Below are 6,311 nucleotides of genomic sequence, written 5' to 3' on the forward strand. Positions count from 1 at the left end.
TAGATGAGATGACAACCGTTACTGAAAAACTGGAACTGTTTGAGGTGTTTGTACGTTCCAAGCGTGGTCTGGACCATAAACATGTTGGCAGCCTGCATGCTGAAGATCATGAGCAGGCACTGGAATATGCCCGCGACTGTTATACCCGTCGTAGTGAAGGCGTCAGTATCTGGGTGGTTAAATCCAGCGATATCTGTGCCTCTCAGGAAGATGATGCCGATTGCTTCTACGACCCAAGTGACGACAAGCCCTACCGTCATGCGACCTATTACGTTTTGCCTGACCCAGTAAACAACATGTGATCGGGGAGAATCGAGTATGAGTGATCAGATTAAACAAGCGACACAGGAATACGCGACCCGTCTGGGGGATGATTCTGTGGTACTGGGGCACCGGATCTCCGAATGGGTTAGCTATGGGCCTTTCCTGGAAGAGGATATCGCCTACGGCAACGTAGCACTGGATTACATCGGTCGTGCGCGGATGTTTTACACCTATGCCGCAGAGCTGGCCGATGATGGTCGCGATGAAGATGATTTCGCCTATATGCGTAATGATCGTGAATATCGCAACCTGTTGCTGATGGAACTGCCAAAGGGTGACTTCGCTTACTCACAGGTGCGTCAGCTGTTTGCCGATGTCTATTACACCCTGATGCTGCCGGAGCTGTTGCAATCCAAAGATGAGACGCTGTCGGCTATCGCCGCTAAAGCGATCAAAGAGACAAAATATCATCTGCGCCGCAGCCGCGACTGGGTGTTGCGTCTGGGTGATGGCACTGAAGAGAGTCATCAGCGAGCACAGAAAGCGGTCGATCAGCTGTGGGGTTATACCCATGAACTGTTCGATATGGATGAGACTGAACAGTTGCTGGCGGATGCCGGTATCGGTGTCGATGTTGCCGGGCTGCGTGATCGCTGGTTAGAGATGGTCAGCGCTATTCTCACTGAAGCGACGCTGACAGTGCCTGAAGACAGCTGGGCGGTTCGCGGAGGCCGTATTGGCTATCACACTGAGAATCTGGGGCATATGCTGACAGAGATGCAGATAGTGCACCGTTCTCACCCTGGCTGTAAGTGGTAACGGCTTATGAACGAGATCTCACTGATGCCAGAAGAGCAGTACCAGCGTCTGCAACAGCGTCATGCTGAAGATGTCAGAGCACTCTGGGATCTGCTGGATGCGATTAAAGATCCGGAGATCCCCGCGTTGAGCATCTGGGATCTGGGCATTTTGCGTGATGTGCAGCGTAACGGCGATCAGGTGACCGTCACTATTACCCCGACCTACTCAGGTTGCCCGGCGATGGACAATATTACTACCGATGTGATTCAGCTGTTGCATGACAATGGTTACAGCGATGCAACGGTAAAACTGTCACTTTCACCAGCCTGGAGCTCGGAGTGGATGTCGCCAGAAGGGCGTAAGAAGTTGCGTGAGTATGGTATTGCTCCGCCTGAGGATGCTGGGTTGGATGACGATGGGTTAACCCCGGATGCCCATGCAGCCTGTCCCCATTGCGCTTCACGTCATACCCGTAGAATCAGTGAGTTTGGTTCCACCGCCTGTAAAGCACTGTTTCAGTGTGATGATTGTGGTGAACCATTCGATTATTTCAAAAAGATCTGATGATTAATCAGCTCTATAAAAACAAAAGGTGAAGCATGTCAGACACCAATTTCTACACGCTGAAAATCGCCGATGTGCAGCCGGAAACGGACACCGCGATCTGCGTCAGTTTTGCCGTACCGGCTGAACTAACCGATAAGTTCAAATTTATTCAGGGTCAGTTTCTGACTCTGCGTGCCACCATCGATGGTGAAGATGTCCGTCGATCTTACTCGATCTGCTCTGGCGTCAATGATGGTCATATGCGGGTGGGTATCAAGCGGGTTAAGAACGGTAAGTTCTCCAATTTTGCTAACGATACCTTTAAGCCCGGCATGTCTGTTGAGGTGATGCCGCCACAGGGGAGCTTCTATACTGAACTTAGCCCTGAAAACAGTAAAGATTATATGTGCATCGCTGTGGGCTCCGGTATTACGCCGATGATCTCGATTATTAAATCGGCGCTGGACACCGAACCGGGTTCAAAGGTGACGCTGATCTACGGTAACCGCCGCAGTAACTCGGTGATGTTTAAAGATGAACTGAACTTCATTAAGAACCGCTATATGAACCGCTTCCAGTGGATCAATATAATGGACTATGAGGATCAGGGGGCTGACCTGCTGAATGGACGGATCGACAATGCTAAAGGCTATGCGTTGCAGAAAGCCGGACTGATCAACATTAAAACGGTTGATGATGCCTTTATCTGTGGTCCGGAATCGATGATGTCAGAGGTCTCCCGGGGTTTCCGGCTGGAAGGGCTGACCGATGAGCAGATCCACTACGAGCTGTTTGCTAACTCCTCGGCAGATTCGAAAGAGATGCTGGAAAAAGCGGCTAAACGTAAAGAGCAGTTTGGCGAAGAGAAGATGTCTAAAGTGACCGTGCGTGCCGATGGCCGGGCGGTGATGTTTGATCTGGCCACGGTGGGTGAAAATATCCTCGATGCCGGGATGCACAACGGTCTCGACCTGCCATACTCCTGTAAAGCCGGTGTCTGCTCCACCTGTAAATGTAAGCTGGTCGAAGGGGAGGTCGATATGGATATCTCCCATGGTCTGGAATCCCATGAGATTGAAGCGGGTTATGTTCTCAGCTGTCAGGCCCATCCGATCTCTGACACCGTTGTAGTGGATTTCGACCAGCGCTGATCTCTTCTTCACTATGTACTTCCTTGTTGGAACTTTCTTCCTTGTTGAAGCTTAGCCCGGCTCTTTAGCCGGGTTTTTTTTATAAAAGGGGGAGCTGGCACGGGTATAGATAGCTGTACAGGGGCAAGTAAAGGCCATGACTTCGCCTAAAAATTGATATCAGGTGGTTTACTGTTCAATTAATTATTCAATTGAATGGCTCTATACTCGTCTGGTTGCTATTTATTTGCTATGGTTGCGCCAATTTAGCGAGGGTAGCGCAGAGATTGCTGCCATCGAGCAAAGTGTATTGAGGTTGCCATGGTTTTTCACTCGTCAAAGCTGGAAAAATATAGTCCATCCAGCCAGTTTTTCGATATTAATGAGTTCCCATTTTACTGGATCGCTCGTGTAAACGCTTTGTATTCTCAGGAAATGGAAAAAACGCTGAAACCCCTGGGGATGGATATCGCCCGCTGGCGGGTTGCAGTGCTGCTGAGTTTGTATGGCACCTTGAGTATTTCTGATATTGCAGAACATGCGATCGGTAAACTGCCAACCATGACAAAAATTGTTTATCGTATGCGTGATGCCGGGCTGGTTGAGGTTAATGCGTCTGAAACGGATGGCCGTGTTACCGTGGTGTCGTTGACTGACGAGGGCCACGACAAAGTTAAAATGGTATTAAAGACGACTGAAAAAAAGGTGTTTGCAAAGGCTTTTAAGGGGTTCACAGAGCCCCAGATTAAGAAATCTACTGAGCTGCTCCGGCGTTATTTTATCAATATGTCAGCTGAATAGACTTTCCGGTCTCAGGTAAAAGCCCCCGTTCAGGCAACTGAACGGGGGCTTTTTTGTGCCTGAATTTTGGCTTCGGAAGGCTGTTATATATTGAAAAATAGTATCAAAAAAATAATTTATGTGAATTTTCATATCATTCATTCAATTTATTTTCGTCTATTAAGATATTGATTAATAAGTGGTTATCTTAACTTTGTGTTTTTTTATGGTGTTTTTATCATAAAATAATAGATGAATATTCAACTAAATTTAGTTGACACTTCAAGTGAAATGTATAATTCTTGATGCAAGTCAACAATCAACACTCTTCCTGGTGAGAGTGATGGTTAATTAGAACAAGAATGATGTGAGTAGCTGAATGATGTCTATTTTTTCTCAGCGTATTTCTCAGGGTGGTCAGGGTTACCGGGTAGCCGTGAAAGATACGATAGATGTGCAGGGCTTGCCGACCATCGCGGGGTGTCAGGCGCTTGAAGATACCTTGCCTGCGCAAGAGAATGCAGACGTCGTTAATGCGGTTTTGAATGCAGGTTGCCAGTTGGTGGGTAAAACCAATCTGCATGAACTTGCCTATGGCATGACCGGGGTTAATCATTGGGCAGGAACGCCGGTTAATTATCACTTTCCGGATCTGATTCCTGGCGGCTCATCCAGTGGTTCTGCTGTGGCGGTTGCTGCAGGAGAGGCAGACTTCTCTATCGGCACGGATACCGGTGGCTCGGTTCGGGTACCTGCTGCCTGCTGTGGTGTCTACGGCTTCAAGCCAACCTTTGGCCGGGTGAGTCGCAAGGGTGTTTTGCCGGCAGAAACAACCCTTGATTGTGTCGGCGTTTTTGCCTCCTCCGCAAAAATGCTGAAAACCGCCATGCAGGTGATTGATCCATCCTTTGAGCCGTCTGCATTACCGGAGACTATTCGCCTCGGTCGGGTGGATGTCGCCGCCGATCCTCTAATCTCAGACACCATTGACGCACTTTTAAGTCGCCTGGAGTATGACACTGCTCCTGTGGCTTTATCTTCATTTTCTGATGCGTTTACGGCCGGGATGGTAGTCATTAATGCGGAAACCTGGCGTGCCTGCGGTGATCTCCTTGAAACCGGCAAAGTCGGTGAGGATGTAGCGCTGCGTTTAACCAATGCCGCTAATACCACGGATGATCAGCTGCGCGAAGCAGAAGTTGTCCGCGAACGTTTTACTAAACAGGTAGATGAGGCACTGCAGCAGATCTCTGTTCTTGTCTTACCAACACTGCCTGCATTTCCGATGAGCCTTGCCGATGCGCTGGCGGGCAAAACCGATCTGAGCATCTCTGCGCTGGTGCGTCCATTCAATCTATCGGGCCATCCGGCTCTTTCTGTCCCTCTTCAAACCGCTGACAACCGTCCGGTTGGACTGCAGTTGGTGGGGCGCAAAGGTGAAGATGAAATGCTATGCGAACTTGCTTGCGTATTGAGTGAGTTTTTACCTCAACAAAATAATAACAGTGTGGAGTATTGAGTAATGACTTCCAATGTCATCAACAAAGAGATCTGGGGCGGCGCTGCAGAGTTTGATTCCCTGCTGGCAGAGATTCGTTGTCGTCGCCAGGAGTTTGAAGATCAGAAATATATCTCTCAGGATATTATCGAACGGTTTAAGTCGATCGGTGTTTACCGGGCGTTAGTGCCGAAACGTTTTGGTGGGGATGAAAAATCGCCTGCTGAGTTTTTACAGATGGTGGAAGCGATCTCCGCCGCTGATGGTTCAGCGGGATGGGTTGCCAGCTTTGGAATGAACCCTGCTTATCTGGCCTGTTTACCCCTGGAAACCATTGAAAAGGTCTGGGCGGAAACGCCGGATGTTGTATTTGCCGGTGGTATTTTTCCGCCGCAACCTGCGAAGCGGGTTGAGGGTGGATTTTTGGTCAAGGGGCGCTGGCAATTTGGCAGTGGCTGCATGGGGGCCAGTGTTTGTGGTGTTGGTATCGCGCCGGATGATGGCCAGTCGTTACCCCGGATGGCGGTGATGCCGCAGGAGAAACTGACCATTGAGCCCGCTTGGGATGTGATCGGTATGGTTGGCACCGGTTCACACGATCTGGTGGTCGACAACGTGCTGGTGCCTGAGGAGTGGACTTTTACCCGGGGTGGCAAACCCAACCTTAATGATCCGTTTTTTAAGTATCCCTCGCTGGCGTTTGCCACTCAGGTGTTGTCGGTGACAACACTGGGTCTGGCCCGTGAAGCGATCGATGTTGTGCTGGGTATGGCAGCCGGTCGTAAATCGGTGACCGGAGCGCCCAACCTGGGTGAGCGTGAATATGTACAGATGGAGATCGCCAGGGCTGAGGCTAAAGTGCGATCTTCCCGGGCGTTTTTCTACGAAGCGACAGATGACGCATGGCAGGTGATTCAGAAGGGGGGGACCCCATCTCCGGAACAGGTCAGCATGCTGCGCCTGGCATCCACTAATCTGACCCACGAATGTGCTGAAGCGATTCGCATCGCTTATCAGGTTTCCGGTATGACCGGCGCCTATAACGACCATCCTCTGTCACGCATTATGCGTGATTCCATGATGTGTACGCAGCATGCCTTTATGGGTGCAATTACTTATAAGAATGCCGGAGCGATGCTGTTTGAACATCAGCCGCTGCCTGGTTGAGATATGGTGATTTCTGGTGTATGGAGAAAGATAGAGAGGGTGGCGTATCCTGTTGATTGATCTCGCCAGATCGCAATCAACAGAAGAGAGATACGCCATGAGTAAGTTTACCCTGACAGCCCGGA

At 49.8% G+C, this 6,311-nt stretch carries 7 protein-coding genes; all 7 read left to right on the forward strand.

Annotated features, from left to right (window positions below; all coding sequences use genetic code 11):
• The first annotated feature begins 8 nt into the window (after positions 1-8).
• The 7 genes from paaB to JW499_RS15795 all read left to right on the forward strand — a co-directional run bounded on the left by paaB (position 9) and on the right by JW499_RS15795 (position 6,186).
• Entirely contained in the window at positions 9-302 is a 294-nt protein-coding gene (gene paaB / locus JW499_RS15765; RefSeq protein ID WP_091352587.1) for a 1,2-phenylacetyl-CoA epoxidase subunit PaaB, read from the forward strand.
• Positions 303-318: 16 nt separating this feature from the next.
• Positions 319-1,083 carry a 1,2-phenylacetyl-CoA epoxidase subunit PaaC gene (gene paaC / locus JW499_RS15770; RefSeq protein ID WP_205211483.1) on the forward strand — a complete coding sequence of 255 codons (765 nt, stop codon included), beginning with the start codon at positions 319-321 and terminating at the stop codon, positions 1,081-1,083.
• Between the two features lie 6 nt (positions 1,084-1,089).
• On the forward strand, positions 1,090-1,629 hold the full coding sequence (gene paaD, locus JW499_RS15775; protein ID WP_205211484.1) for a 1,2-phenylacetyl-CoA epoxidase subunit PaaD: 540 nt from the start codon (positions 1,090-1,092) through the stop codon (positions 1,627-1,629).
• Positions 1,630-1,664: 35 nt separating this feature from the next.
• Complete coding sequence (paaE, locus tag JW499_RS15780) at positions 1,665-2,762, forward strand: 1,2-phenylacetyl-CoA epoxidase subunit PaaE (protein ID WP_205211485.1); 1,098 nt, start codon at positions 1,665-1,667, stop codon at positions 2,760-2,762.
• 414 nt (positions 2,763-3,176) lie between these two features.
• A complete protein-coding gene (locus JW499_RS15785; protein ID WP_232846460.1) occupies positions 3,177-3,542 on the forward strand; it encodes a MarR family winged helix-turn-helix transcriptional regulator in 366 nt (121 codons plus the stop codon).
• A 358-nt stretch (positions 3,543-3,900) separates the two neighbouring features.
• The gene (locus JW499_RS15790; RefSeq protein WP_205211486.1) at positions 3,901-5,040 is read left to right on the forward strand and encodes an amidase; all 1,140 of its coding nucleotides are present in this window, start codon (positions 3,901-3,903) and stop codon (positions 5,038-5,040) included.
• 3 nt (positions 5,041-5,043) lie between these two features.
• A complete protein-coding gene (locus tag JW499_RS15795; protein WP_205211487.1) occupies positions 5,044-6,186 on the forward strand; it encodes an acyl-CoA dehydrogenase family protein in 1,143 nt (380 codons plus the stop codon).
• Positions 6,187-6,311 lie beyond the last annotated feature (125 nt).

This window comes from Amphritea pacifica (assembly GCF_016924145.1).
GTDB lineage: Bacteria > Pseudomonadota > Gammaproteobacteria > Pseudomonadales > Balneatricaceae > Amphritea > Amphritea pacifica.